Raw genomic sequence first — 24,737 nt, forward strand, 5'->3', positions numbered from 1 at the left:
CAAATTATATCAGAACGCGCGGACTGTTCTTGCTATTTGCCGCGCGGCTATGCTCTATAAAGCAACTTATTGCGGAGAATGGCGAATTGTGACGCAGAAAATTGCTGACGATATGGATCGGAAAATCCTCAAGGAGCTGATGAGCGACGCTCGCCTTCCCAACAACGAGCTTGCCGAGCGTGTCGGGCTTTCTGCGTCCGCCTGCCTGCGCCGTCTGCGCCGGCTGGAGGATGCTGACATCATTCAGGGCTACACGACACTCGTCGATCCCACCATTGACGGCTGGACGATGACGGCGCTGGCTTCGGTTCGGCTCAGCCGCCAGCACGAGGACGAAATCCAGATGTTCGAGAGCGCGGTTCGCGGGTGGGACGAGGTACTGGAGTGCCATCTCGTCACCGGATCGCGCGACTACGTGCTGAAGGTGATGAGTTCAGGCCTCGAGGACTACGAACGGTTCATCAAGGGAAAGATCGCCCGGCTGAAATGCGTCGATACGATCGAAACCAGCTTCGTGATGAATACGATCAAGGCGCGGCGGGTGTAGTATCCGCAAGCTTGTCACGATCCGGGCATCTATTTCGTTAGGCGCCGCATGCTGGGGCGGATGGCTGACATCGGTGCCCGCAGTGCCGGCGTGTTTCAACGCGATCATTGCGGCGCAGGCTGCATGTGGTGGATCGGGCTACCGTCCACAGCCACCGCCTGCGCATCCTCGAGTTTCTTGATGTCGTCCTCGCTCAAGGTCGGGCGATCCACCTTGATCGTCAGCTTGTTGAGCTTGGCAGTCAGCGCGAAGGGCGGCGAGTAGTCGGCATCGTTGACGCCCGTTAGCGTGTCGGAACCGACGTCGAAAGCCTCATCCCACTGCAGGATCATCGGAAGGGTGTGTTCCATCTTCTGGGTATCCACGACCTTGCCGTCCACCTTGAGTGTGCCCGTGCCCGATCGGCCGACGCCGCTCATGTTGTTGAAGGCGAGCGTTCCGATGCCGAGGCCATCATACTGGAAGTCGAATTCGAGCATGTGCTTGCCGGCAGTGAGCGCATCCGGCCCTTGCCATTTCACCCGCTTCAGATCGACCAGGTTCCAGAGGAACACCGGCTTGCCCTTGAGAAGATAGAAGCCGTAACCGGCGAAGCGGCCTCCCGAAGTCAGGATCATGCCTTCAGCGTCCCCCTGTGGCACGTCGATGTCGGCGGTGATCGTGTAGGAGCTGTTGAGCAGGGACGGCGAGTCGCCCTGCGGCAGGCCCGTCATCGGATGCGTGTAGGTGAACTCGGTGCGGCCGGCCGTGATGTTCGGGCGCGGGGCGACGATGCGTGCGGCGACCGAGGCGTCCATCGGGAAGACCTCGTATTTCTTCGCCTCGGCGAGGAAGAGATCCTTCATCGCCTTGACCTTGTCGGGATTCTCAGCGGCGACGTCCTGCGACTGGCTGAAATCCTTGCTCAGATCATAGAGCTGAAGGACCTGGTTGTTTAGCGGGTCCGGGTTGGCGGTGCCGAAGGCTTCCCAGGGCGCACGGTTTACCTTGGTGCTGAGCAGCCAGCCGTCATTGTAAAGGGCCCATTGGCCGAACATCTCGAAATACTGCGTCTTGTGGCGAGTCGGCGCCTTGGCATTCACCTTGTCGAAAGTATAGGCGAAACTCGTTCCCTCGATCGGCGCCTGCTTGATGCCGTCCACCATGTCCGGCGCCGGAATGCCTGTTACCTCAAGCAGCGTCGGGACGATATCGATCACGTGCATGAATTGCTCGCGCAAGCCACCCTTGTCGGTAATCCGTGCCGGCCAGGAGACTGCCATGTTCTGCCCGACGCCGCCGAGCCGCGAGGCGTTCTGCTTGAACCAGGAGAAGGGCGTATCGAAGGCCCAGGACCAGCCCGCCGACATGTGGTTGTAGGTCTGTTCGGTACCCCAGACGTCATACCATTTCATCTGTACATCGGTCGGCATTTCATTGATGCCGTTGAAGAACGCCACCTCATTGGGTGTGCCGAGAGGGCCGCCTTCCGCGCTCGTACCGTTGTCGCCGTTGATGTAGATGACGAGCGTGTTGTCGAGCTTGCCCATGTCCTCGATCGCCTGGACGACGCGCCCGATCTCGTGGTCGCTGTAGGCGGCGTAGGCGGCATAGATTTCCGCCTGCCTGATGAAGAGTTTCTGGTCCTCTGGTTTCAGATCGTCCCAGTTCTTGAGGATACTGGAGGGCCAGGGCTCCAGCTGCGTGTCCTGCGGGATCACGCCCAGCTTCTTCTGGTTCTCGAAGATCTGCTCGCGCAGCTTGTTCCAGCCTTGGTCGAAGAGATGCATGGCGCTGATCTTCTCTACCCACTCCTTCGTCGGGTGATGAGGCGCGTGTGTTGCGCCGGGCGCGTATTTCATGAAGAAAGGCTTGTCAGGCGCCGTCTGGTTGAGGCGAGTGAGATAATCAATGGCGTCATCGGCCATGCCGGTCACGAGGTTCCAGCCTGGCTTGCCCTCGAAGGGATAGATCTGGGTGGTGTTGCGGAACAGGTTCGGCTGCCACTGGTTCGCGTCGCCGCCGACGAAACCGTAGAAATATTCGAATCCCATGCCAGTCGGCCATTTGTCGAACGGCCCGATCGAGCTGGCGGCGAAGGCCGGGGTGTTATGGTCCTTGCCGAACCAGGAGGTGGCGTAACCATTGTCGCGCAGGATCCGGCCGATGGTGGCCTTGTCCTCGGGGATGATACTATTATAGCCGGGGAAACCCGTCGACTGCTCGGAGATCACGCCGAACCCGACCGAATGATGGTTCCGTCCGGTGATGAGAGCCGCGCGGGTCGGCGAGCACAAGGCAGTCGAGTGGACATTGTTGTACCGAAGGCCATTGGCGGCGACGCGATCCATGGTTGGTGTCGGAATAACGCCGCCGAACGTGCTCGGCACACCGAAGCCTGCGTCATCCGTGATGACCAGCAGGATGTTCGGCGCTCCTTTCGGCGGCACGATACGGGGCGCCCACCAGGGTTTCGAACTGAGAGCATCGTTGGTGATGGTACCGCCGAAACTCGGGTCCGGCGCCGGCAGCTGCCTGCCATCGATGGTTGTCGTAGCACCCGGCGCACCCAGTGTTCCGGTGACTTGTTGTGCATATGCCGCTCCTGTAGCAAGAGCCAATGTTGCTACGGCGGAAGCCAGGGACATCAGTCTCGTCAGTTTCATGACGGTTCCCTCCAACTAGCCCAAATTCGAACTCCCATTCATTCCAAGCGGTTCGTTTACTTCTGGTAGAAGATATCACGAGAGCGAGGCCAAAACCATGCGCGTGGGGCATTAGCACAATGGTGGAGTGGTCTAGGCCGGCCTCGAGGAGCGGCGGTTTATCATGGAAAGATCGCCCGCTTGAAATGCGTCGATACGATCGAGACCAGCTTTGAGATGAATACCATCCAGGCGCGGTGGGTGTAGTATCCGCAGGCAAGCTTGATGCTCACCTGCGCCGCAGGTTTCTTCGACAACGACCGGAGGACAGCTATGACCGAGTTTCCTTACAGTTCCGCTCTCATCGTCGGTGCAGGCCCGGGCCTCAGCGCGTCGCTTGCGCGTCAACTGACCGGGCGCGGCGTCAGGGTCGCGCTGGCGGCGCGCAACACCGACAAGCTGAGCAAACTCGCTGGCGAAACCGGCGCGCTGATGTTTGCGGCGGATGCCGCCCAGCCGGCGTCCGTCGCCGCCCTTTTCGACAAGGTCGCGGCGGAAATCGGGGATCCGGAGGTTGTAGTCTATAACGCCAGCGGGCGCCTGCGCGGACCGTTGACCGAACTCGATCCGGCAGCGGTCGAACAGGCAATTGCGGTCAGCGCCTATGGCGGCTTTCTCGTTTGCCAGCAGGCTGCAAGGCGCATGATCCCCCAAGGGCGCGGAGCGATCCTGTTTACCGGGGCGACGGCGAGCGTGAAGGGATATGCCCAGTCGGCCGCGTTTGCCATGGGCAAGTTCGCCCTTCGCGGCCTTGCCCAGAGCGCTGCCCGTGAATTGGGGCCGAAGGGAATTCACGTCGCCCATTTCATCATCGATGGCGGAATCCGATCGGAGGTGCGCCGGGAAGACCCGGCCAAGCCGGATGCGACGCTCGACCCGGATGCCATCGCGCAGACCTACATCGATGTCTTACTGCAGCACCGAAGCGCCTGGTCACAGGAAATCGAGGTTCGGCCATGGACGGAATCGTTCTGATTTCCGTCTTGAGCCTTTCAGGGGACTGGCCGATTTCAGCACGCAAAGTGCTGAAAATCCTGAAAAGTTAAAAAAATCTCACGTCGGTTAACGGGTTATTTACCACGTTTCGTGAAAGGTGCTGTTTGAGCATTGGCGACTTGCATTCCTTTTTTCAGTCTCGCGTTTCATGGGAATGCCGCTACGCCGTACAGGTTGAGGAAAGTCTAATTGATTACCCCTTCATGAACGGTGCTCACGCCCGCATTCCGATGCGGCGGTGACGGAAGCCAATGATCGGCCCTGACGAGGGTTCGGACAGATGAAGCGAGCAAGAAGATGAACGGATCGCGATCAAATTCCCCACGGCATTCCGACAGGGCTTCGCTCGATGCGCTGAACCGCACCATCGAAGGCCTGGAGGCGAGGATCGAGGGTCTGATGGGTGCGGGTGCTCGCGACCAGCGCCAACGCGCTCCGGCGCCGGAGCGCGACGTCTACTCTGATCCTTACGCCGCCCGCGCATCCCATGCCGCCGAGGCGCGGCCGGATCCTTTCGCAGAAATTCGCCAGCGCCAGCGCATCCTGGAAGCAAGCCGGGAACGTCCTGCTGCGCGCGAACCCGCCGCCTACACGCGCGAGCAGCCAGCTCCGTCGCGTGCGCCGCTCCCTGTTGCCGAACGCGCGCCGCGTCCCGCCGCTGCGCAACCGGCCTCGGCACAGCCGGCCTATCGTCCGGCGGAAGACACGATGACCGAGATCGCGCAAGCGCTCGTCAATCTTCGCCAGGACCTGAAGCGTGACATCTCCGATGGCGTGACGCGCGAAATGAACGCATTGCGAGAAGAGATCCGCAGCATCAAGGTCGGCGCGGAAGACAACCGGTTCGCCGATGACATCCGTGCCGATATGACCCGCCTCGCAAGCAGCATCGATCAGCTTGCCAGCCGCTCCAGCGCGCCTGAGGCGCAAGGGCTGCGTGGCGAGTTCGAAGAGCTCCGCTCGTTGATGGACGGGCTCGCCCGCGAGGATTCCATTCGCCACATGGAGACCCGCTGGGACGGCGTCGAGAACCAGCTGCATGCGCTCGACACCGCCGGCCTGCAGGAGGAGCTTGTGGCGCTTGCCTACCGGCTCGACGATATCAAGCGCCATATCGGCGGCATGGGGGAAAGCCCGGCCGTTCGCGCGCTGGAGGACAAGCTTATTTCCATCGCCACGGCGATGGAGCAGTTCGGCAGCATGATCCAGCCGCACGATCGGGCGATGGCCGAGCAGTTTGCGGCAATGGATAGCCGTCTCGACGAAATCAGCCGTGCTATCGCGGCAACCGGCCGCGCTGCCGCCAGCGGCGATCCGGCCATGATGCATCGTCTCGAAGGCCGCCTGAACGCCCTGGGCGAGCAGATCGATCTAATGGGTCATAGCGTCGCGAGCCGCGCGGCCCCGACCGATGCCCTGGCGGATCGGTTGGAAACCCTGACGTTGCGCGTCGAGGAACTCGCCAACGCCGAGGCGACCTCGCGCCTCGACGAGCGCCTGGAACATCTGTCCTACCTGCTCGAGCGGAGCCACAAGGCTGCGCCACAGCCGGAACTGACCGGCGCACTCGCAGATATCTCGCGCAAGATCGACGCACTCGAAGTCGGCTCGGTCAACGATGCGCTTGCGCAGCGCCTCGACTATCTCGCGCGCCGCATCGACGAGATGGACTTCCAGCCGCTTCAGCCCGTCGTTGCTTCCGTGGACGACAGTGCTATCAGGCGCATCGAAGGGCGGCTCGGCGATATCGTCGCACGCCTGGAGGAAAGCACCGCGGCACCGGCGGCTGATACGCATGCGCTACGCAACCTCGAGGACCAGATCGCAAACCTTTCGGCGCTTATGAGCGAGCCGCGGCCGGCTGCCGAACTGCCGGCGGAATTCGACCGCCGCATGGGCGCGATCGAAGACTACATGGCGACCAGCGACGAATACATCATCGAGGCTGCCCGCCAGGCGGCGGAAGCGGTGGTCGAAGCCTATGCAAGAAACGGTGCCCTGCAAGGTGGCGCGCCGGCTGCGGCTGATATGTCGGCGCTCCATGCGCTTGCCGAAGACTTGCGTCAGCTCGAAGACCTGAGCCGCAGCAGCGAAGAGCGCACGCACAAGACCTTCCAGGCCCTGCACGAAACGCTGGTCCAGATCGCCGAGCGACTGGACACCATGGAAGACCGCGCGGTCGCAAGGCCGGCAGCGAGAATGCCGGCGGCCGATGTCGATTTTGCCGTCGATACTTTTACGATGATGCAGGCCGGCGCCGAGGAAGCACAGAAGCCGGTGGTTTTCGGAACCCGCGCCTCGGCAAGCAGTCAGCCCGAGGTCGCCGACGAAGCGCCCGCCCTACCGGTCATGGCGACGACCGACACCAGTGTGGTCGCGATCGAAGCGGCAATGAAGCCCGTATCATCCGCAGCTCCCTCCAAGGGTAGCCTGCTTGCTGGCCTCGGCAAGCGCCTGCTGCCCGGCAAGAAGGCCAAGGCTGAGGCCGCCACCGCTGAACGCACGCTCATCGACCCGGCTCCTTCCATCGATCCGGTCGATGTGATGCCGCCGGAAGCTGCCAATGAGCCACTGGAGCCCGGCTCCGGCGCGCCTGACGTCAAGAAGATCCTCGAGCGCGTGCGCGCCAGCCAGAACGCCGCCCGCGTGAATGCGAAGCCGGCAACGGAAAACGAGCGCGCGGACTACATCGCCGCAGCCCGCCGCGCCGCGCAGGCTGCTGCGATGGAGACAGAGCCGAGCGCCAAGCCACAGCCAGCCAAGGCCGACAGGAAGGCAAAGGACAAGGATGCGGTGAAGGGGAGCGCCTTCTCGCGCTTCCGCCGTCCGATCCTGCTGGCCGTCGGTGCCGTATTGCTGGCCATCATGGCGTTCCCGCTTGCCCGCACGCTGACGACCGGCCAGCCGGCGCCGTCCGCCGAAGTGGCGGTGCTGACCGATTCATCCAGCAATGCCCTGCCGGTGGACAGCGAGACGGCGCCCGACCAGGCCGTGGTAGCCGCTCCGGAGGTTCCGGCCACTGAAGCCCCGGCCGTGGACGCACTGGCCGCGCCGCTTGCGAGCAGCGATACGGCACCGGCGCCGGCAGCACCCGACCATCTGACGGCCGCCGCACCGCTGACCGGCGACGCGGTTGCCCCGCTCGCGCCCTCCGGCGCTCCCCAGGACGCCTCCGGTTTCGTTGCCAAGGAAACGACGCCGGCTGCTGCCGGCATGGCGACGACGCCTGCCGCTCCGGTGGCGGAAACAGCCGGCATTGCCATTCCCGACGCGGTACAGCCGAAGTCGCTCGCGGATGCCGCCAGGAGCGGCGATCCGCTGGCGCTGTTTGAAATCGGCGCCCGCTACAGCGAAGGCCGGGCCGGCGTCGCCGCCGATCCGAAGGAAGCGATAAGCTGGTATCAGCTCGCCGCCGACAAGGGCTTCGGCCCGGCGGAGTATCGCCTCGGAAACATCTACGAGAAGGGCACAGGCGTCGACCGCGACATCGCCAAGGCGAAGCAGTATTACGAGCAGGCGGCAAACCGCGGCAACGCCAGCGCGATGCACAATCTCGCCGTGCTCTATGCCTCCGGCGCGCTCGGCCAGCAGGATTACAAGGCAGCCGCGGACTGGTTCGTCAAGGCAGCTGACCTCGGCATCACCGACAGCCAGTTCAACCTGGCGATCCTCTGTGCCCGCGGCAATGGGATCACGCAGGATCTGACCGAGTCCTACAAGTGGTTTGCGATTGCCGCCAAGGGCGGTGACAAGGACGCGGCACAGAAGCGCGAGGAAGTTGCGAAAGCCATGAAGCCGGACCAGCTTGAGAAGGCGCGTGCCAAGGTTGACCAGTGGAAGGCCGTGCCGCTCGACAGCAAGGCGAATGGCGTGGACCTTCCCGACGAGTGGGTCGGCAATGCCACCAAGACCTCGACCGTCGATATGAAGAAGGCGATCCGCAACATCCAGGCGATCCTCAACAACAACGGCTTCGACGCTGGCCAGCCGGACGGCGAGATGGGCGCGAAGACGGTTGCGGCGATCAAGAACTTCCAGAAATCGATCGGCCAGGAGCCGAGCGGGAAGATCAACGACGATACGGTGAAGGCCCTGCTGGCGCGCAACAAGGGTCCTGCCACCAAGGTCTGACCAAACGTTCGCCCGATCTCCCAGGCCGCGCATGAGAGATCGGCACGTATGCGCGCTTGGCGTGCAGGTCCGTGCAAGCTTCGCGGAATACCTATGAGCACAGGCCTTGATGCAGTTGATCGACCCGCGAATGGCACGATTGTATTTTATCGTGGCTCAGGCGGAGTAATTTCGCATTCGACGTGTATTTCTTTGGCAAATGCTATTTGCAAAATATTGCAACTATGATTCTTCTTGCTGCGTAAGTGCTCTGCGTATCGTGATTCGTGAATATCTTTGATGCTGAATGATTTGGCGGAGATTCCGAATGATAGGTCTGGATATTGAGAGTTGGGCGCTGACGCGAGCTCATCATATTGTCCTGAACGAGGGATTGAATCTTGCGAAGGCGGCGCAAGATCTGGATCGCAAGCGGTCGCGTACGCTGGTATACGAGCTTCAGAAAGTTATCGCCGCCGCCATTCTTGAAGCGCATGCAGCCTCGATCAATTCCAATAGACTGCAGGCGGGGCAGGAAGCCTGATTTTGTCTTGCCTGGACGCGGTGGCCATCGACTGAACTCGGCGACTCCGGCCGTTGCAAAGGGCGGAGGAGGAACCCCATGAAGAGAACCTACACGGGCAGCTGCCATTGCGGCAAAATCCGCTATGAGGTCGATGCCGATCTCCAGGCCGGCACCGGTCGCTGCAATTGCTCGGTCTGCGGCAAGCGGCGCTATTGGGGCGCGATCGTCAAGCCTGAGGATTTCCGCCTGCTGTGCGAGGAGACAGCGGCGGGCGACTACCAGTTCGCATCGATGAGCGGCCATCACCGCTTCTGCCGGATCTGCGGCCTGCATGCCTACGGGCATGGCCATATTCCCGAGATCGGTGGCGACTACGTTTCGATCAATATCGCCTGCCTCGACGACATAACGCCGGAGGAGCTCGCCGCGCTGCCCATCCGCTACATGGATGGGCGCCACGACAACTGGTGGAATGAGCCGGCGGTGACGAGTTACCTCTAGGCCCTTTCAGGGTTCTAGTCTCAGGCAGGCAGCCTGGCAGCCCTGCTGCGATCGGCGCGCAGGCCGAGAAGCCCGGCGCCGGTTACCAGAATGATCGCCGTTGCGTAGAGATCGGTGGTCAGCTGGTAGCCGAGAGACTTGGCGAGGAAGCCGGCGAGAATGGCCGGAAGGCTAAACGCCAGATAGCTCTGGATATAGAAGGCCGACAACAGGCCGGCGCGCTCGTCGGCCTTGGCGAGCGGCATGATCGTGCCGATCGACCCGAGGAAGTTTGTGCCGAATCCGGCGCCGGTAAAGAAGGTGCCGACGAGCAGCAGCGGCACGTTGCCGAGGTGGACGCCGGCGACAACAGTCAGAATTCCAAGCGTGGTCGCCGCCGTGCCGAAGCCGAGATTGGCCGCGCCGGACTTGGCGCGCCTGAGATAGACCACAACCGCCCCCGACACCATCAGCGCCGTCACGATCAACCCGCCCGTGAGCGGCGCCCGGCTGCCCGTCGTGCTGGCGACCAATGACGGCACCAGCGAGAGGTAGAAGCCGCCAAGCGTCCAATTGGCGATGTTGATCGGCGTCACCAAGGCGAGCGGCCGTTTGACCTGCGGCGGAATCGAAATTGTCGGCTTCAACGAATTCCAGAAACCCGGCCGACGGCCGCCAGTCTCCCGGGTCGCCCAGATGGCGCCGGCTTGCCCGGCGAAAGCCGCGAGCAGGATGGCATAGACGAGGTGGAGCGGGAAGGGACCATACTGGATCAGGGCGCTCGTGCCGACTGCACCGACCGCCATGCCTGACAGCGGTGCGATGGAGTTGACGATCTGGCCCTTCGCCCGGTCGACGTCGACCAATGCTGCCCCAATCGAGGCGCCGGCAATTCCGGTTGCCAGGCCTTGCACGATCCGCGCCGCGATCAGCCAGTCTGGGCCGCTTGCCACGACGAACAACGCCATGGCGACGATCTCCAACATCAGGGCGGTGAAGATCACCGGCTTGCGGCCGAGGTGGTCGGAGATCGAGCCCGCTATCAGCAGTGCAGTCAGGAGCGCGAAGGCATAAACCGCGAAGATCACGGTGATCAGCACCGGCGAGACCGCAAAGCTTTCCTGATAGATTCGATAGAGCGGCGTCGGCGCTGCGGAAGCGCCGAAGAAGGTTGCCAGCGTAATTGCATGGAAGGGGATCGGATTACGGGAGGTCGGTGTGGATTTGGCGGCGCCGAACATATATAAGCCTCTTAAAGCTAATTTGTTGCGTTAGCCATGTAGGTCGACCTGCCACTAAAAGCAAATAATTTGCGTTAATAGCTCGATCAAAGATGTTGAACCATGCGCCGGCGCAGGAAACAGGACGTTAGAAATGGCAGCAAAAGAAAATCCCCGGCCGGGCGGCCGCAGCGCCAGGGTGCAGGCTTCAGTGCATCAGGCAGTCCGCGAACTGCTGGCCGACATGGACCGGGCAGACGTGACAATCCCGCTGATTGCAACAAAGGCCGGCGTTACCCCGTCGACCATCTACCGTCGCTGGGGCGACCTGCAGGAATTGCTGGCCGACGTCGCCGTCGAGCGCCTGCTCCCGGACATGCAGCCGATCGACACCGGCAGCGGCCGAAGCGATCTTGAAGCCTGGGCGGAACAGTATGCCGAGGAGATGTCCTCCGGCGTTGGGCGCGAGATTATCCGCGACGTGCTGGCCGCGCAGGACAATGCCAATGCCGCCAAGTGCTGCGCCTTCACCCGCGAGCAGGTGGAGCTGCTGAGCGATCGGGCGCTCGCGCGCGGCGAGAGCTTTCCGCTGGTCGATAGCGTGATGGATCAGGTCGTTGCGCCGATCATCTACCGCATACTTTTCGGCGACGAGCCAACCGCCGAGCGTGTGCGCGGCCTCGTGTCCGGCGTGATGGCGAAGGATGCGGCGGTCACTCCGCCGCCGCCCGCTTCTGAGCGGAAATCTGCGTAATGTAGGCCCTCAACGCTGCCGGGCGCACCGGTTTGTGTTGGAGCCCAATGCCGTGCCGCTCGACTTCGGCGCGGACCTCCGGCGTGCGGTCGGCCGTGACGATCAGCGCCGGAATGAACGCCATGAAACGCTCCCTGAGCGTCAGGATGGCGGAAACGCCGGTGCCGTCGCCGAGGTGATAGTCCGCGATCACGAGATCCGGCGGCGGCTGGCGTGTATCGAGCGCGCCGACATCGGCCAGCGAACCCAGGCATCGCACCTCGCAGCCCCAGCCGCTGATCAGCAGCTGCATGCCTTCCAGAATATGCGGCTCGTTGTCGACGCAGAGGACCTTCAATCCCTGCAGGCTCTGCGCCGAATGCTCCACCGGCTGGGCTGCACCCAAGCGCTCGAGTAGTCGCGACGCGTCGCGCGGCATGACGATGCGGAAATCCGTGCCCTTGCCGTGTGTCGAGTGGAGTTCCACCGGGTGATTGAGGACACGCGCGATGCGATCGACGATCGAGAGGCCGAGGCCCAGTCCGGAAGCCGTCCTGGCGCCTTCGTCGAGACGGGCGAATTCCTTGAAGACCGTCCGGAACTTCGAAGGGGGAATGCCGATCCCGGAATCCATCACCTGGATGACGACCTGATGTCCGCGCCGACGCGCACCAACCAGCACCTTTCCGTCGATCGTGTATTTGATCGCGTTGGAAACAAGATTCTGCACGAGGCGGCGAAGCAGGTTGGGATCGGAGCGGACCCGAAGCGAGGTTGGCATCACCACCAGCTTCAGGTTTTTCTCACGGGCGATCGGCTCGAAGTCCGTTTGGATCCGCTCCAGCAGGTCGGAAAGTGGCACGGAGGCGAGGCGCGGCCGCATCGCCCCGGTGTCCAGCCGCGAAATATCGAGAACCGCGCCAAGGATGGTTTCGACCGATTCCAGCGCGGAATCGATGTTGCGAACGATCGCACTGCTTTCGGACTTTCCCATGCGCTCGACAAGCGCCGAGGAATAGAGCCGGGCCGCATTGAGCGGCTGCAGGATGTCGTGCCCGGCAGCGGCGAAGAAGCGTGTCTTTCCTAGATTGGCTTCGTCAGCGGCGGCTCTCGCTTCGCCGAGTTCGCGATTGACACGGGTCAGTTCCGCCGTCCGCTCGGCAACGCGCTGTTCCAGCGTTTCGTTCGCCTGCTTGAGCGCTCGGTCGGCGGCGACGCGTTGGGTGATGTCGGTAAAGGTTGCGACGATGCCCTTGTCCGGCATCGCGTTGGAGCACACTTCGATGATGCGTTCGCCGCCGCCGAGCACCAGCGCGAAGGGTTTGTCCAGCGTCAGGAAGTGCCGGACGGTCTGGTTGACGTCGCCGGCTGGCACATCGCCGCGCTGGCTGAGGATCGCCACGATGTCGGCGAGCGGGAAGCCCACCTGTCCGGTATTCTCCGGAAGGTCCAGCAACTGCCGGAAACGGCGGTTCCAGATCGTCAGGTTGTTCGAGCTGTCGAAGACAGCGATGCCCTGGTCCATCTGAGACAGCGCCGTCTGCAGCATGTCCTGGTTATATTGCAGGGCCTCGCTCGCCTGGTCGAGCAGCCAGGCGGTGTCGGCCGAGGCGTCCTCCACTTTCTGAAGGATCAGCGACAGCACAAGTCGAGCGGAGGAAGAGCCGATGGCGCTGCCGAGCAGCTGTTCCGTAAAATGAATGAGCGCCATGTCGGCTGGTTGGTCGTCCTCCAGCTTGCGGCCCGAATTCTGCTGGTAGGTCTGGAACGAACGCTCCATGCGCTCCTCGCCGAGATAACGCGAGACCGTCGCCTTGAGATCGGCGATACTGATGCGGGTCTTCCAGCCGCGCGTGGCAAACTGCGAGCGGGACTGCCGCTTGACGAAGATGCCGGCCTGGATGCGTTCGAGCGGCCGCGCATTGCGTGTCACCGATCCGACGACGAAGAAGGCGGTGTTGACGAGCAGGCTCATGACCGTGGCATTGACCAGCGGATCGGCATCGGGTGCCGAAAAGATCGTCGTGCCGGGAAAGATGAAACCGAGGACTGCGCTTGCGACACCCGAATAGTCCGGTCCGCCAAGCGAAGGCAGGAACAGCAGGTAGACCCAGATCACGAAGCCCGACGTCAGCCCAAGAATGGCACCGCGCGCATTGGCTCGCCGCCAGACAAGGCCACCGAACAAGGAAGGGGCCATCTGCGCAATCGCGGCGAAGGAGAGGAGGCCGATCGAGGCCAGCCCCGTCGTGCTGTCGGTTGAACGATAATAGGCGTAGCCGAGCAGCAGTACGGCGAAGATCGCGCTGCGCCTTATGTTGAGCAGCGTCTTGGCGAAATCGCTGCGCTGACCCGAGCGGTCGACGAGCTTCCGGTGCAGGAAGATCGGCATGATGATGTCGTTCGACACCATGATCGACAGCGCCACCGAAGCGACGATCACCATGGCGGTGGCGGCGGAAAAGCCGCCGATGAAGGTAATCAGCGAGACAAAGGGCATCTGCCCGGTAAGCGGTAGCGAAAGCACGTAGAGATCGGCATTGCCGCTGCCGCCAAACGTCAGCAGGCCACCGATCGCCACCGGCAGCACGAAGAGATTGATGGCAACGAGATAGAGAGGGAAGAGGAAACCGGCCAGCCGAAGCTCCCGGGCGGTCCTGTTCTCGACAACGGTGACGTGGAATTGTCGCGGCAGCATGATGATCGCAAACGCGGACAACAGCGTCAGCGTGATCCAGCGGCTGATCGGTGTCTGGTAGTTCAGGGCCGAGAGCACGAGCTGGTTTTCGCTGGCCTTCTGCCAGAGATCGGAGGGACCGTCGAAAAGGAACCAGACCACGCAGACGCCGGCGGTGAGGAAGGCAAACAGCTTGACCACCGACTCCATGGCGACGGCAAGGATCAACCCGTCCTGGTGCTCGGTCGCATCCGTGTGGCGCGTGCCGAACATGATCGCGAAGCAGGCGAGCACTAGCGTTACGAGCAGTGGCAGGTCGAGAAAATAGAGGTTGCCGCTGCCGATGCCGTAATCCGACGGGTTGAGCATGGCCGTCACGGTGCTCGACACCGATTTGAGCTGCAGGGCGATATAGGGGATGGCGCCGACGAGGGAGATCAATGCCACGATTGTCGCGACCGCCGGATTCTTGCCGTAGCGCGCGGAGATGAAATCGGCGACGGATGTCAGCTTCTCGGCCTTCGCGAGCTCGATGATCCGCCGCAGCACCGGCATCCCGAGCGTGAAGACGAGGATTGGGCCGATATAGATGCCGAGGAATTCCAGCCCGCGTTGCGATGCCAGTCCGACACCACCGAAATACGTCCAGGAGGTGCAGTAGATCGCGAGGCTGAGCGCATAGACCGCCGGGCGGCCGCCCACGGGCGTTCCGAACATCCGACGCCTGCGGTCGCCATGGCTCGCGACCGCAAAGAGCAGCAGCAGATAGCCGAAAGCAGATGCAAGTATGACCCAGCCTGGCAGCATTGAACCTCCACCGATGCACCATGCACCGGTTCTCCCGGACTATTGGAGATTACGGGAATTTGGCGTCCTTGAACATCAGGGGGTGTATAGGTCTTAAGTCAAAGACCGCACGCCGGCCCAATAATTTGTAATTGGCAATTGAATAATTGCATTGAACATGTAGCTAATAAAAACAATGACCTGTCAGTGCGACTGCATCAGAGGGAGACGGATCGGATGCTCAATGAGTTCAAAGCATTTATCGCCCGCGGCAATGTCATGGACCTTGCTGTCGGTGTTATCATCGGCGGCGCTTTCGGGGGGATCGTCAGGTCGCTGGTGGACGATATCATCATGCCGATCGTCGGTGCCATTTTCGGCGGCTTCGACTTTTCCAACTATTTCATCGGCCTGTCGTCCAACGTGAACGCGCCGACACTGACTGCTGCCCGCCAGCAGGGCGCGGTCCTGGCCTATGGCAGCTTCATCACGGTTTTGATCAACTTCATGATTCTCGCATGGATTATCTTCCTGATGGTCAAGGGCGTGAATACGCTCCAGAAGCAGGTGGACAAGCAGATGAAGATCAAGGAGGCCAAGGACGAGGCCGCCGCGCCGCCGGCCGATGTGGCGCTGCTGACGGAAATTCGCGACCTGCTGGCCAAGCGTCCGGCCGTCTGATGAGATTATGAGCCTTCGCCGACGGGCGCGGGGCTCATCCATCACGAAAATCGATATCGCATCACCGAATGTCATGGGATTTGCCGCCTTATTTGCTTTATATGGGCGCAAACCGGAGTGATGCATGTCGATAGTCAGCAGTCTTAGCCCGCGCGCCCTCCTGGCGCCAGAAAGCGGGATCGTCGAAGTCGTCAACTATGCCCGTGGCCGTGACGGCCTCCTGCCGCTTTGGGTCGGCGAGGGAGATCTGTCGACGCCGGATTTCATCAACAAGGCGGCGATCGAAGCGCTGTCGGGCGGCGAGACGTTCTATACCTATCAGCGCGGCATCCCGGAACTGCGTCAGGCGCTTTCCGACTACTATGCCAGACATTTCGACGTCTCTCTGCCGGTCGAGCATTTCTATGTCACTGGTTCCGGCATGCAGGCGATCCAGATCGCCGTGCAGGCGCTGACCTCGCCGGGCGACGAGCTTGTCTACCTGACGCCTGCCTGGCCGAACATCGCCGCCGCCCTGGAAATTGCCGGCGCCCGATCGGTCGGCGTGCAGCTGACCTTCGAGGGCGGCAAGTGGGCGGTCGATCTCGACCGCATCGCGGCAGCCATCACCCCGAAGACCAGGGGGCTGTTCATCAACACGCCGTCCAATCCGACCGGCTGGACCGCAACCAAGCATGATCTCGCAGCCATCCTGGCGCTCGCGCGCAAGCACGATCTCTGGATCATGGCCGACGAGATCTACGCGCGCTATTACTTTGCCGGCGGTCGCGCGCCGTCCTTCCTCGATGTGATGGAGCCCGACGACAAGGTGATGTTCGTCAACTCCTTCTCCAAGAACTGGTCGATGACCGGCTGGCGTGTCGGCTGGATCGTTGCCCCGCCGCAAACCGGCCAGGTGATCGAGAACCTCATCCAGTATTCGACCTCGGGCGTGGCGCAGTTCATGCAGCGTGGTGCGGTCGCGGCCCTGAATGAGGGCGACAGCTTCGTGCAGTCGAACATCGACAAGGCCAGACGCTCCCGCGACATCCTGTGCGACGCGCTGATTGCAACGAACCGCGTCGAGACGCTGAAGCCGGACGGCGCCCTCTATGCATTCCTGAAGATCGACGGCGTGACCGACACCCGCGAGGCAGCGATCGACATCGTCGACAAGACGGGTGTCGGGCTGGCACCCGGCGCGGCGTTCGGCGCTGGCGGCGAGCTCTTTCTGCGCGCCTGCTTCCTGCGCGACCCGGCCCAGATCCAGATGGCGGCCGACAGGCTGTGCGACTACATCCTCAAGCTCTAGGAGTGTGGAGCCGGCTCGACCCGGGCGATTATCCTTCCCAGACCATAGCTAGATTGCTCCGAGCGTCTCGTCGAGCCAGTTGAACACGCGCAGGTCCCTCAGCCCATATGCCGCCGGCTCGCAGATCAGGTCCGCGCCGTCGGATGCCGAGAAGGGGATCAGCGTCTTGGGACAGCTCAAGAGGTCGTATAGCTGGCGCGACTGCCCTGGCCAGAATGCTTCGTTGGCCGGCTCGGTAATCAGCATCGGGCACTCGATCTTCCCGGCAACGTCCATGAGGTTGTACGCCATCGTCGCTTTGAAGGCGTCGAAATACGACGTCACGCCATAAGGTCTCATCCGGAAGGCCACGGATTTCTTGGTGGCCGGGTCCAGCATCTTGTTCAGATTGCCGTCGAACTCATCCTTGCGGCCTGCCTTCAGGAGTTCGATCATCGGAGGCGGCAGCGTGGCCGTCCATGATTTGGAAACATCGCAGACACCGGGATCAACGATGGCGGCGGCGATCCGCTTCTCAAACGCAACCGCGCGCGGAACCCAGTATCCGGCCTGGCTGATGCCCTGGATCGCGATCCTCTTCGGTCGACACCGGGACGGCCCAGGGCAAAGTCGACCACCGGCGTGACAACATGCTCCCAATCCGGCCTGAAGGTGAGTTGCTGCTTCCACAGGGCGTAACCTTGTCCGGGCCCGTCGAACGTCAGGCAGTCGTAACCTCGCGCCGTTGCTCCGGCTGCGCCAAGCATCCACATGTCGAGCGCTGAGCCGTCGCTGCCGTTGACGAGGATCAGCAGGGGGCGCTTTTCCCGGGCGCTCTTGCCCCGGAAATAGAAGCCACGCAGGCCTACGCCCTCATAAGGAATGCTGATCTGTTCAACTGGGGGATCGAATAGATCGATCGACTTCAGCCAGCAATCGTCCATCATCTGCCAGGCTGCCGCAACCCGCATTGGATCACCGGTGCCGTCCGCGAAGTAGATGGCGCTGTCACAGAAACTCTGCGCCCAGAGATAGGCCTGCCGCGCGCTTTCCGTGTGACCGCCATCTGCCGAGTTTTCGGCCAGGAGGCGGGCTTCATCGCCAGCGGCGATCATCGCCTGGTACGCGCTGTCGAAGTTGCCGTCTTCGATCTGCCGGATGGTGAACAGGACCTTGCCGATGTTTGCGCCCTGGTAGTAGGCGCGACCGAGGCTCGCCAGGAGGACGAATTCGAAGGCGGAGTTCTTGAAGAAATAGGTTGTCTGATGGGCGGCCAACGGCGTTGTCGGCAGATTGGTCGTTTGGTGCGCAAGGCCTTGCGCCTCTCCGGCGGAGGGTTCGGTCGTTGCTCCCGCGCCCGTCCCCACTCCTCAGCGCTCTTTCCAAGGCCGGACTGCTTCCTCGTCATCCTCATGGATCCCCCTCCGGATGCCTGCCCACGGATGCTAAAGCGTGGGGACTATAACATCTTCGCGGCCCGATGGTTAGAGGCATTGCAACCGCAGAGGTTAGACTGGCGCTCGAAGGAAACTATTTATCGTTGTCACTAGTCGATTGGCGCTTCGTGCGCGACCCGGCGCAGATCGAGTTCGCTGCCCAACGGTGCTGCGACGACATCCTCAAGCTTTAATGGGATCAAAAGCTGACAGACGAAGGTGCGCCTGCGGCTCCCTCACGGCAATAGCCTGGAGGAGCGAGGCGGCTTCAGCCGCCAAGCTCCACTTTCGCTTAGGATTGCCTAGCTCCTCAATCGTTGATTTCGGGCTCGACGAGCTTTGCCAGATTGCGCAGCGATTCCTGCCAACCGAGATAGCATGCCTCCGGGGGAATAAGGTCCGGTACGCCCGCCTGGACAACATTCAGTTCGGTGCCGACAGAGACCTTCTTCAAGGTTACCGTGACCTCCATTTCACCGGGAAGGTTCGGGTCGTCGAACTTGTCCGTGTAACGGAGCTTCTCGTTCGGAACCAATTCCAGATAGCTGCCTCCAAAGGAGTGGCTATTTCCAGTCGTAAAGTTCCGGAAGGACATCCTGTGTGTTCCGCCGACCGCTGGCTCCAGATGATGCACTGTGCAGGTAAACCCATTTGGCGGAAGCCATTTGGCTAGCGCATCCGCCTCCAGGAATGCGCGATAGACTTTCTCAGGGCTGGCCGCCAGGACGCGGTGAAGACGTATCGTGTTGGGCATGATGATCCTCCTTTGAATGCAGCATGGGAATGCCCGAGGACGAACCTATCTTTGTCACTCCGACAATGGATTGAAAATATTCGCTCTCAGCCTATGTCGGTTCCGTGTCCAGTAGGGCTGGCATTGTTGCTCCTGCCAGTCCAGTTGTCTTTACGACTGGCATGCCAGCTATACAGCTTGGGCATGTTTGGTGTAGCAATTCCCTTAGAGGTTTAGCGGGGAGAGTGGGACCGTGGTGAGGAAGATAATTTCTCTCTTATTGGGAACGGTGCTCGTCATCTCCGGAATCTATGGCGTCCTGTACCTGCTGTATTTCACCGTTTATCCCGTCAGGACCCTGTATTATCTGGTGCCCGGCGGGCTGTTCGTCATTGGGATAGTGATCCTGTGGGAAGATCTTACCAAATTCCTTCGGCGGCATTGAAAGTCAGGACCTGTGAGCTGCCGCAGAAAAGAGCCCTCGAAATAGTACATCGATAAAATTGTAGCGGAGCCCGAAATCGGCCTCTAACCACGCCATCAAACTTACCCGCGAGGAAGCCCCGCAGCGCGCTTTCGATAGGAAATTCTGAAAGGAAAGCAACGTCAGATGCCCCCGCGTGAATGAAGCGGGGATGCGGGATATGGCAATTTTGGTCACGGGTGGCGCGGGCTACATCGGCAGCCACATGGTCTGGACATTGCTGGATGCGGGCGAAGACGTCGTTGTCCTGGACAATCTTTCGACCGGCTTTCGCTGGGCGGTCTCTCCGCGTGCGCGCTTCTATCTCGGCGATGTCGCCGATGCCCAGCTTCTGAAGACGATCTTCATCGAGAACGACGTCGACGCCATTATCCATTTTGCCGGCTCCGCGATCGTGCCTGCATCCGTCGCCGATCCGCTTGCCTATTACGACAACAATTCCGGCAAGACGCGGGCGCTGTTGAGCGCTGCGATCAATGCCAACATCCGCCATTTCGTCTTTTCCTCCACCGCCGCCGTCTACGGGCCGCAGAAGACGTCCGAGCCGGTCAGGGAGACCGCGCCGCTCAATCCCGAGAATCCTTACGGCCAGTCCAAGCTGATGACGGAATTCATGCTGCGGGACGCGGCGGCAGCCTACGACTTCAACTATGTCGCGCTGCGCTACTTCAACGTCGCCGGCGCCGACCCGTTGGGGCGCAGCGGTCAATCGACATCAGGCGCCACCCACCTGATCAAGGTCGCCTGCGAGGCGGCACTCGGCAAACGCACCGGCGTTCATGTCTACGGCATCGATTACCCGACTCATGACGGTACCGGCGTGCGCGATTACATCCATGTCAGCGATCTCGCCGCGGTTCACCTGAAGGCGCTGCAGCATCTGCGTCGTGGGAGCAGCTCGCTGGTTGCCAATTGCGGCTACGGCGCCGGCTATTCGGTGCTCGACGTGCTCAACATGGTCACGCGCCTGCACGGACACTCCTTCAAGATCCACATGGCGCCGAGGCGTCCGGGCGATGCCGCAAGTGTTGTTGCGGACTCAAGCCTTGCCCAACGCGTTCTGGATTGGAAGCCGACACACGATTCATTGGAGACAATCGTCCAAAGCGCGCTCGACTGGGAACAGTTCCTGATGGATCGCAACGTCGACGATCTTCAGAGCCTCCATCGAGCGCTCGCCGCCGCCTCGTTCTGAGAAACGAAATCAATCCCAGCCCGGCCATCGACTATGCCGTCGAGTGCGCTAAGGTGGCATGACGGTTGATGGCACCGGTTCGCTTGACGCCGGATTGCGACGCGAAGGATGCAACGAGCGAGGAGGTCAGCATGCGAGACGAGGTTCACCAGAGTGAGGTGATTGTCGAACGGCGCGGCTCGGCCGGCATCATCCGCCTCAATCGACCGCGTGCGCTGAACAGCCTGACACTCGATATGGTCCGCGCCTTTGCCGCCGCAATGGGCGACTTCGCGGCAGACGCCAGCATCGCCATGGTGATCGTTTCGGGCGAGGGGGAGCGCGGCTTCTGCGCCGGCGGCGACATTCGCGCGCTGCACGAGAGCGGCCGCGCCGGCACCGACCTAGCCACGACCTTCTGGCGCGAAGAATTCCGCCTGAATCACCGGATCGCGACCTACCCAAAGCCCTATGTGGCGCTGATGGACGGCATCACCATGGGCGGCGGCGTAGGCCTGTCATCGCACGGCCGCCACCGCGTCGTAACGGAGCGAACCAAGCTTGCCATGCCGGAAACGGGGATCGGCTATTTTCCGGATGTCGGGGCGACCTGGCTGCTGCCGCGCGCGCCCGGCGAGGCCGGCACCTGGATGGGGCTGACGGGACTGACCGTCGACGCGGCCGACATCGTCTATGCCGGACTGGCCGATCACCACATCGCTTCCTTCCGGCTGCCTGACATCGTCGATACGCTGGCGGAACTGCCGCGAAACGCGACGCCCCGTGACGTCGAGGTGGTGTTGAAGAATCTCTCCAGCGATCCGGGGACGAGCGCCGTCAAAAGCAACCGCGACCTGATCGAACGTTGCTTTCATTTCGGCACCGTCGAGGAAGTCATCGATGCGCTTGGGAAGGAGCCCGGCGATTTTGCCGCCGAAACGCTGCGGATCATCCGGACCCGCTCCCCGACCAGCCTGAAACTTGCGCTTCGTCTGCTGCGCCAGGGCCGGCAAAGCAGGAACCTTGCCGAATGCCTGAACCGCGAACTCGGCGCCTGCCAGCAGATATTGAAAAGCCCGGATTTCTACGAGGGCATCCGCGCCGCCATTATCGACAAGGATCGCAATCCGCAGTGGATGCCGGCGACACCAGAGGCGGTCGACCAGGCGGCCATCGACGCCTTCTTCAAGCCCGCGGAGCCGCCGCTGGCGCTCTAGCGCCACATCCCGCGCATGCGTGCTCCGACATCGACGCGCACCTGTCGCGCCTGATGCGACGCGCCGCCATCGGCTCTGGATTGCGGCCAGCCGACCACCTCGAAGAACTGCAGCAAGGTTGCCGGAATGAAGCGCGTGCGCGACGCATAGACGTGCCGGTCGCCCTGCGCGTTCTGGCCGTGCGTGAAGAAGCGTTGCGGCACGACGAGGTCGAGATTGTCCTTGGCGCGGGTCATCGCGACGTAGAGCAGTCGCCGTTCCTCCTCGATCTCGGCGCTGGTGCCGACGGCGAGGTCGGACGGGATGCAGCCGTCGACGACGTTCAGCATGAACACCCGCGTCCATTCCTGCCCCTTGGCGGAATGGATCGTGGAGAGGATCAGATAATCCTCGTCGAGCAGCGGCACACCGGCCTGGTCGCTGGTCGCATCCGGCGGGTCGAGCGTCAACTCTGTCAGGAAACGCTCACGGGAAGGATAGCCGCTGGCGATCTGCTCGAGTTGCAGAAGGTCGGCTTGGCGCGTCGATGCGTCCTCGTGCAGGCGCTCGAGATGCGGCGAATACCATTCGCGGACGAGGCCGATTTCTGCCGGCCAGCCGGCCTTGCCGGTCTTCACCTCCTGCAGCATCGCAACGAAGGCCGTCCAATCCTCGCCCGAGCGGGGAGGGGCCGGCAGGTCGGCAAGGGCCTGCATCGGGCTGGCATCCGCGGCCATCTGGTCGATGACGCGCTGCGCCGTCGACGGCCCGACACCCGGGAGCAGCTGCATCAACCGGAAGCCGGCGACGCGGTCGCGCGGGTTCTGAGCAAAGCGGAGAGCCGCGAGCATGTCCTTCACGTGCGCGCTGTCGAGGAACTTCAGCCCGCCGAACTTCACGAACGGAATGTTGCGCCGGGTCAGCTCGACCTCCAGCGCTCCGCTATGATGCGAGGCGCGGAAAAGCACCGACTGCTGCTTGAGCTTCACGCCTTCTTCGCGGTTCTCCAGCACCTTGTCCGCCACGTATCGCGCCTGGTAGGCTTCGTCGCGCACGGTGACGAGCCTTGGACGTTGGGCCGATTGACGCTCGGTCCAGAGGTTCTTGGTGAAGCGCTCCGAGGCGAGGTCGATGACGGCGTTCGCCGCCGCGAGGATCGTCTGCGTCGAACGGTAGTTGCGATCGAGCGTGATGATGTTTGCCGAGGGGCTGAACGCGGCGGGAAAGTCGAGAATGTTGCGCACGGTGGCCGCGCGAAACGAATAGATCGACTGCGCATCGTCGCCGACGACGGTCAAGCCTTGTCCGCCAGGCTTCAAAGCGAGCAGGATCGAGGCCTGCAGCCGGTTCGTATCCTGGTATTCGTCGACAAGCACGTGGTCGAAGCGGCTGCCGATATCGTCGGCGATGATCGGTTCGCTGACCATCTGCGCCCAGTAGAGGAGCAGATCGTCATAATCGAGAATGTTCTGGCTCTGCTTGGCCTCGACATAGGCGCCGAAGAGGTCTCGCAACTGGTTTTCCCAGGCCGAGCACCAGGGGAACGCGTCGCGCAGAACGAGGCCGAGTTCGCTTTCCGAATTGACCGCGCGCGAATAGATCGCAAGGCAGGTGCCCTTTGTCGGAAATCGGCTCTCCATTTTCGAGAAGCCGAGCTCGTGCCGGATGAGATTCATCAGATCGGCGCTGTCTTCCCGGTCATGGATCGTAAAGGCGGGGTCGATGCCGATCTGTTCCGCGTAATCGCGCAACAGCCGTGCCCCGATGCCGTGAAAGGTTCCGCTCCAGGCAAGCGCGTCCGCCATGATGCCGGATTTGCCGCCGAGCACCTGGACACAGATACGCTCGACACGACGCGCCATCTCGGCGGCCGCGCGGCGGGAAAATGTCATCAGCAGGATCCGGCGAGGATCGGCGCCCTTGACGATCAGGTGCGCAACGCGATGCGCGAGCGTGTTCGTCTTGCCCGAGCCGGCACCGGCGATGACGAGCAAGGGACCGGCAACGTGGGTGCCGTCAGTGAGCGTGCCGTATTCGACGGCCGCGCGCTGCTGGGGATTGAGCTTTTCAAGATACATTCAGCCGTCCGGTTGCTTCGGCGGAGAATCGCACCGCGGAAATATTCGACGTTCCTTGAATGTTCTCGAACGCTGCGGCTGTCAAGCGTGAGCGCATCAGGGGAAATCGGGCACGATGACGCGCCTCGTCAGTTTCAGCGTGCGATCCGGCTGGAGGATATAGGTTTCCTTAACCCTCTGGCCGCGGGAGTCGTAGAAGGAATTGTAGATGACACTGCCGGGCGGCGATTTGGTCAGTTTCGTGCGCGGTTGCCCGCCATAGGTGATGCTCCCCGGAATGGGCTGAACCTCGGTGGAGCTGTCCGTCGTGCAGCCCGATAGTATGACGAGCGATAGAAACGTCGGAAGCAGAACCTTCATCGCGGTAACCCTTAACTAAACCTATGGTATATATGGCGCCTCAGATCAGGGCGCCAAGTAGCGTGGGCTGGGCTCCGCGAGATTCTTTCGAGTATAGATTGGTGCGGCGCAACTAAAACTCCCCTCCGGCGTTACCCTGTAACAGACTTTGCCATTTGGAGGCGATGATGGTGCTTCGATTTCAGACGACGGAAGGTCACGGTGGTGCTTGCGGGCAGGGCCACAGCCTCGCGTCAACACGCGCCTCGGTCGAAAGCGCTCTCAGTGCCGCCTATGACGTCGATAGTAGCGAAATCGTCGTCTCGATCCTGGGGCTCTATGTCGTCCTGGAAGGATTCGTCCGGCAGAAAGGCCATGTCGAGCGGGCGGTCGAGATTGCCGAAGACGTGGTCGGGAAGGGTTATGTCCGCAGCCGGATGCTGCGGCGTTAGCCAGCCTACTCACATGTAATACTGTAAGTTCATCAGATTTGACGCACGCATACGGCATGTTGCTGCGCACCCGGAAATATCCGCCTATCTTCATATAAAATAATACAATTTAGCTCGACCGAAAATACGAAGAAT

At 61.9% G+C, this 24,737-nt stretch carries 19 protein-coding genes and 1 pseudogene; 12 read left to right on the plus strand and 8 right to left on the minus strand.

The genetic code is table 11. The features are described 5' to 3' along the window. Positions 1-88: 88 nt before the first annotated feature. On the plus strand, positions 89-547 hold the full coding sequence (locus AC1DPR_RS21925) for an Lrp/AsnC family transcriptional regulator (protein ID WP_018858578.1): 459 nt from the start codon (positions 89-91) through the stop codon (positions 545-547). 104 nt (positions 548-651) lie between these two features. Here the strand turns inward: AC1DPR_RS21925 and AC1DPR_RS21930 are convergent, their stop codons facing one another. After that, entirely contained in the window at positions 652-3,192 is a 2,541-nt protein-coding gene (locus tag AC1DPR_RS21930; RefSeq protein ID WP_477817157.1) for an arylsulfatase, read from the minus strand. 168 nt (positions 3,193-3,360) lie between these two features. Here AC1DPR_RS21930 and AC1DPR_RS21935 point away from each other — a divergent pair. The 5 genes and pseudogenes from AC1DPR_RS21935 to AC1DPR_RS21955 form a co-directional block, all read left to right on the plus strand. After that, positions 3,361-3,438 (plus strand): annotated as a pseudogene (locus AC1DPR_RS21935) (Lrp/AsnC family transcriptional regulator); the annotation flags it as partial. 66 nt (positions 3,439-3,504) lie between these two features. Further along, entirely contained in the window at positions 3,505-4,206 is a 702-nt protein-coding gene (locus AC1DPR_RS21940) for an SDR family NAD(P)-dependent oxidoreductase (protein WP_477817158.1), read from the plus strand. A 318-nt stretch (positions 4,207-4,524) separates the two neighbouring features. After that, entirely contained in the window at positions 4,525-8,358 is a 3,834-nt protein-coding gene (locus AC1DPR_RS21945; RefSeq protein WP_477817159.1) for a peptidoglycan-binding protein, read from the plus strand. A gap of 307 nt (positions 8,359-8,665) precedes the next feature. After that, on the plus strand, positions 8,666-8,881 hold the full coding sequence (locus AC1DPR_RS21950; RefSeq protein WP_018116992.1) for a hypothetical protein: 216 nt from the start codon (positions 8,666-8,668) through the stop codon (positions 8,879-8,881). 78 nt (positions 8,882-8,959) lie between these two features. Continuing rightward, positions 8,960-9,364 carry a GFA family protein gene (locus AC1DPR_RS21955; RefSeq protein ID WP_018116993.1) on the plus strand — a complete coding sequence of 135 codons (405 nt, stop codon included), beginning with the start codon at positions 8,960-8,962 and terminating at the stop codon, positions 9,362-9,364. A 20-nt stretch (positions 9,365-9,384) separates the two neighbouring features. Here AC1DPR_RS21955 and AC1DPR_RS21960 read toward each other — a convergent pair whose 3' ends face one another. Continuing rightward, a complete protein-coding gene (locus AC1DPR_RS21960; protein ID WP_018858574.1) occupies positions 9,385-10,584 on the minus strand; it encodes an MFS transporter in 1,200 nt (399 codons plus the stop codon). 133 nt (positions 10,585-10,717) lie between these two features. Between AC1DPR_RS21960 and AC1DPR_RS21965 the strand changes: the two genes are divergently transcribed. Next, entirely contained in the window at positions 10,718-11,317 is a 600-nt protein-coding gene (locus AC1DPR_RS21965; RefSeq protein ID WP_477817160.1) for a TetR/AcrR family transcriptional regulator, read from the plus strand. Here AC1DPR_RS21965 and AC1DPR_RS21970 read toward each other — a convergent pair. Next, complete coding sequence (locus AC1DPR_RS21970; protein WP_477817161.1) at positions 11,277-14,780, minus strand: PAS domain-containing hybrid sensor histidine kinase/response regulator; 3,504 nt, start codon at positions 14,778-14,780, stop codon at positions 11,277-11,279. The genes AC1DPR_RS21965 and AC1DPR_RS21970 overlap by 41 nt on opposite strands. A gap of 216 nt (positions 14,781-14,996) precedes the next feature. Here AC1DPR_RS21970 and mscL point away from each other — a divergent pair, with 216 nt between their 5' ends. Both mscL and AC1DPR_RS21980 read left to right on the plus strand, forming a co-directional pair. Then, positions 14,997-15,440: a large conductance mechanosensitive channel protein MscL gene (mscL, locus tag AC1DPR_RS21975; RefSeq protein WP_018858571.1), complete on the plus strand. Its 444-nt coding sequence runs from the start codon at positions 14,997-14,999 to the stop codon at positions 15,438-15,440. Positions 15,441-15,564: 124 nt separating this feature from the next. Beyond that, positions 15,565-16,731 (plus strand): pyridoxal phosphate-dependent aminotransferase, encoded by a 1,167-nt coding sequence (locus tag AC1DPR_RS21980; RefSeq protein WP_477817162.1) that lies wholly within the window; start codon positions 15,565-15,567, stop codon positions 16,729-16,731. 48 nt (positions 16,732-16,779) lie between these two features. Here AC1DPR_RS21980 and AC1DPR_RS21985 read toward each other — a convergent pair whose 3' ends face one another. The 3 genes from AC1DPR_RS21985 to AC1DPR_RS21995 all read right to left on the minus strand — a co-directional run bounded on the left by AC1DPR_RS21985 (position 16,780) and on the right by AC1DPR_RS21995 (position 18,900). Beyond that, positions 16,780-17,166 (minus strand): hypothetical protein, encoded by a 387-nt coding sequence (locus tag AC1DPR_RS21985; protein WP_477817163.1) that lies wholly within the window; start codon positions 17,164-17,166, stop codon positions 16,780-16,782. Next, complete coding sequence (locus AC1DPR_RS21990) at positions 17,163-18,077, minus strand: alpha/beta hydrolase family protein (RefSeq protein ID WP_477817164.1); 915 nt, start codon at positions 18,075-18,077, stop codon at positions 17,163-17,165. Before AC1DPR_RS21990 ends, AC1DPR_RS21985 begins: the two co-directional genes overlap by 4 nt. A 379-nt stretch (positions 18,078-18,456) precedes the next feature. After that, positions 18,457-18,900, minus strand: coding sequence for an SRPBCC family protein (locus tag AC1DPR_RS21995; RefSeq protein WP_112661309.1), 444 nt, complete (start codon positions 18,898-18,900; stop codon positions 18,457-18,459). A gap of 623 nt (positions 18,901-19,523) precedes the next feature. On the opposite strand from AC1DPR_RS21995, the gene galE reads away from it, so the two are divergent. Together galE and AC1DPR_RS22005 are read left to right on the plus strand one after the other, a co-directional pair. Continuing rightward, positions 19,524-20,558 carry a UDP-glucose 4-epimerase GalE gene (gene galE / locus AC1DPR_RS22000; protein WP_026371969.1) on the plus strand — a complete coding sequence of 345 codons (1,035 nt, stop codon included), beginning with the start codon at positions 19,524-19,526 and terminating at the stop codon, positions 20,556-20,558. Positions 20,559-20,689: 131 nt separating this feature from the next. Further along, a complete protein-coding gene (locus AC1DPR_RS22005; RefSeq protein WP_026371968.1) occupies positions 20,690-21,754 on the plus strand; it encodes an enoyl-CoA hydratase/isomerase family protein in 1,065 nt (354 codons plus the stop codon). Here AC1DPR_RS22005 and AC1DPR_RS22010 read toward each other — a convergent pair. Continuing rightward, positions 21,751-23,811 (minus strand): ATP-dependent helicase, encoded by a 2,061-nt coding sequence (locus tag AC1DPR_RS22010; RefSeq protein WP_477817165.1) that lies wholly within the window; start codon positions 23,809-23,811, stop codon positions 21,751-21,753. The genes AC1DPR_RS22005 and AC1DPR_RS22010 overlap by 4 nt on opposite strands. 96 nt (positions 23,812-23,907) lie before the next feature. Further along, positions 23,908-24,171 carry a hypothetical protein gene (locus AC1DPR_RS22015; RefSeq protein WP_018858561.1) on the minus strand — a complete coding sequence of 88 codons (264 nt, stop codon included), beginning with the start codon at positions 24,169-24,171 and terminating at the stop codon, positions 23,908-23,910. Between the two features lie 167 nt (positions 24,172-24,338). Here AC1DPR_RS22015 and AC1DPR_RS22020 point away from each other — a divergent pair, with 167 nt between their 5' ends. Next, positions 24,339-24,602 carry a BON domain-containing protein gene (locus AC1DPR_RS22020; RefSeq protein ID WP_018858560.1) on the plus strand — a complete coding sequence of 88 codons (264 nt, stop codon included), beginning with the start codon at positions 24,339-24,341 and terminating at the stop codon, positions 24,600-24,602. Positions 24,603-24,737 lie beyond the last annotated feature (135 nt).

Source organism: Rhizobium sp. 01T417 (genome assembly GCF_056398905.1).